Origin of the sequence: Paraburkholderia sp. UYCP14C (genome assembly GCF_004197395.1) — a bacterium.
GTDB lineage: Bacteria > Pseudomonadota > Gammaproteobacteria > Burkholderiales > Burkholderiaceae > Paraburkholderia.
Genome location: NZ_SELS01000189.1, coordinates 1 through 2858 on the forward strand (window position 1 = coordinate 1; position 2858 = coordinate 2858).

The 2858-nt window shown below is 58.2% G+C and carries 3 protein-coding genes; 1 reads left to right on the top strand and 2 read right to left on the bottom strand.

From position 1 onward, the window contains the following. Positions 1-130 precede the first annotated feature (130 nt). Positions 131-370, bottom strand: a complete 240-nt coding sequence (locus tag EVC45_RS44045; protein WP_069262402.1) for a hypothetical protein — start codon at positions 368-370, stop codon at positions 131-133. A 272-nt stretch (positions 371-642) separates the two neighbouring features. Then, positions 643-1164, bottom strand: a complete 522-nt coding sequence (locus EVC45_RS44050) for a GNAT family N-acetyltransferase (RefSeq protein ID WP_129964291.1) — start codon at positions 1162-1164, stop codon at positions 643-645. 162 nt (positions 1165-1326) lie between these two features. Here EVC45_RS44050 and EVC45_RS44055 point away from each other — a divergent pair, with 162 nt between their 5' ends. After that, positions 1327-2340, top strand: a complete 1014-nt coding sequence (locus EVC45_RS44055; protein ID WP_129964292.1) for an IS110 family transposase — start codon at positions 1327-1329, stop codon at positions 2338-2340. Positions 2341-2858 lie beyond the last annotated feature (518 nt).

Below are 2858 nucleotides of genomic sequence, written 5' to 3' on the forward strand. Positions count from 1 at the left end.
GAAAGCGCACCGGCTCAGCAACCGCTTGCCGCTTGATCATGCTCTGCCCCCGCATACACCAGAATTGACATTAACTCGGCTGTCCCCCTATGGGGTCGCTGAGTGTATTGGGTCGGGAACAGACATGGAATCAGTCGACGGGACCGAGTAACACGTCGATTGCAGCCTGGCCGGCGATTTCGGCTACCAGATAGGCCCATCGTTCAGTAAAAGGGCCGTTGCGCAACGGGATGCGGCCTCCCCGCGCGCCGAGCACTTCGAGGTTTGTGGCGCCTTTTATCTGAAAGGTCACGTCAAAGGTGTCCTCATCAGCAGCCGGAGTCAATTCGACCTGAATCTCGAAGCCGCGGTATGCGATCGTTCGGTGCATGAAAGCCTCCCTTTCGTCATCGGAGCCTAACATGAGTCAGCATTGGACGGCATGCGCGACTATTGGGCTAGGTAGTTACGCATGCGCCACCATGCGATCGTCAAAATCTGCTTACCGGAACGTTCAGGACCGCAACTACCCATTTGGTCAATGCGCCCCGATTGTCGGTGATCCAGGCGAATGTGCCGAACCTCCGCAAGGGGCCGTACTGAGTCCGACGGCGTCCGGCTCAGTTCGCCCCACTGCGGCCCAACGTTCTACAAAGCAGACGCTCAGTGTCCCTCTTCGAGGTGTCGTTCGAAGTGCATGAGGTCGTACCAAACGCCGTGAAGATGCGTGCTGCGTTTCGCAATACCGTACACGACAAATCCATTGCGCTCCAGGACGCGAGCGGAAGCTCGATTTTCAGGTCGGACAGTCGCCTCAATTCGCGACAGCCCCAGGTCCAAACGCGCCATTTCCAGCACGAGCTTTACCGCTTCGGAAGCGTATCCATGCCCCGCGAAATGCTCGCCAATGCGATAACCGAGAGCGGCTTTGTTGAAATACGGACGTGTAACCCCGACAAGATTCACCCTCCCAACAATGGCGCCGTCGCATTTCACAAGGAATTGATACGCCTTGTCGCTTTCGGTATCGCTCTGTGCTTCCTCTATTGCGTTTCGCACCGAGCCGATGTTGTAGTAACTGATCTCCCGAGCGTTGATCCAGTGCTCGAAATAGGCGCGATTGTCGACTTCAAACTGTAGCAACGCTTCCGCATCGCCCAATGTCGGGTGGCTGATTTCTACTATTTGCTAATGAAAATGAATGGGCTTCGATGACGGGTCACGAGGTCACCTCGTTACGTTCGTCCGTCGATTGAAAATCATCTAGCGGGCCTCCCACCGTCGCCCGGAAGGGCGACGGGGTTAAAGTGAGTTCGCCAAAACCGCTTTAACCCGAAGGAGGTCATCATGAACTATAGCGGCATTGACCTGCATTCGAACAATAGCGTGGTGAGCGTTATCGACGAAACGGACCGCGTGCTCGCCGAAAAACGCCTGCCGAACGACCTGACGAGGATCCTGGCGTTCCTGGCGCCGTGGCGAGCCGCGCTGGCCGGCGTCGTGGTCGAATCCACGTTCAACTGGTACTGGCTTGTCGACGGCCTGCAGACGGCCGGCTATGTGGTTCACCTGGCCAACACCACCGCGATCAAAAAGTACGATGGGCTTAAACACAGCGGCGACGAGACCGACGCGCGCTACCTGGCCCACCTGCTACGCCTGGGGATCCTTCCAGTGGGCACCATCCTGCCGGTGAAGCTCCGTGCGTTGCGTGACCTGGCGCGCAAGCGCATGCAACTGGTACGCAGCTGCACCAGTCACATTCTCGCCGTCGAGAACGTTACAGCGCGTCAGTATGGCACGCGAATCACGAGCAATCAGGTCAAGCGACTCGACGAACACGCTGTCGATCAGATGGGCCTGCCCGACAATGTGACGCTCGCGGTCCGCGCGAACGTCGCGGTCATCACAACGCTTCGCGAACAGATCGCTATCGTGGAAAAGCGTCTCCAGAAAGAAGTCGCGCCACATCCCGACTATGTCCTGCTAACCACGGTGCCCGGCATCGGCCAGACGCTTGCCACCGTGATCATGCTCGAAACCGGAACCATCGACCGTTTCGCCAGCGCTGGCAACTTCGCTTCCTACGCCCGGTGTGTGGACAGCCAGCGCATGAGCAACGGCAAGAAGAAGGGCGAAGGCAATACCAGGAATGGAAATCCATATCTGTGCTGGGCATTCATCGAAGCGGCGAACTTCGCGATGCACTTTAGCACCGAAGCCCGGCAGTTCTATGAGCGCAAGAAAGCGAGGACGAATTCAGTGCTCGCCCGCAAGGCCTTGGCCCACAAGTTTGCCCGCGCGTGTTTCCACATGCTGAAGGAGCGAAAACCATTTGATGTAGCTCGCTGCTTCGCATAAGCGTTACGACGGCGGCCGGCAAGCCCTCATCGTTGACTGGCCAGAAGCCACCGAGATTGAATGGGATGTCGTGTCGCCGTCCCCGATGTGCAGCAAAGCGGATCGCCCGCAACGCGAGCCAGCCGTGGATTGGTGCCAGACGTCTGGCAACCACGAGTATTGTGCGAACCCAATGGACGCGCTGCGGTACCAACGTTCTTCTGGGGTGGCAGAGCCACCAGGGCGACAGGCAGCCGCTGTACGCCGATCGCTTGAACCTGATGGGTGTCTGGCGCGATCCGTCGCAGCCATGAAGCGAAGAAACGGGTGCGATTGGCTACTGCATTCGGTCAGAGAATCGATATCGGCTGCCCACCTGGTCGAGGGGATCGTTTGCTCGCTTGACACCGGGCCCGCTAATGGGTGTCAACGATCTAGGCGACCGTGTCGAACGTCTCAAACTGGCCGAGGCTGTGTAAAAACGCACTGATCGCCTAGACTGAATCAACCCGTTGTTGCGAGAGGCGAAGATGGGGCGA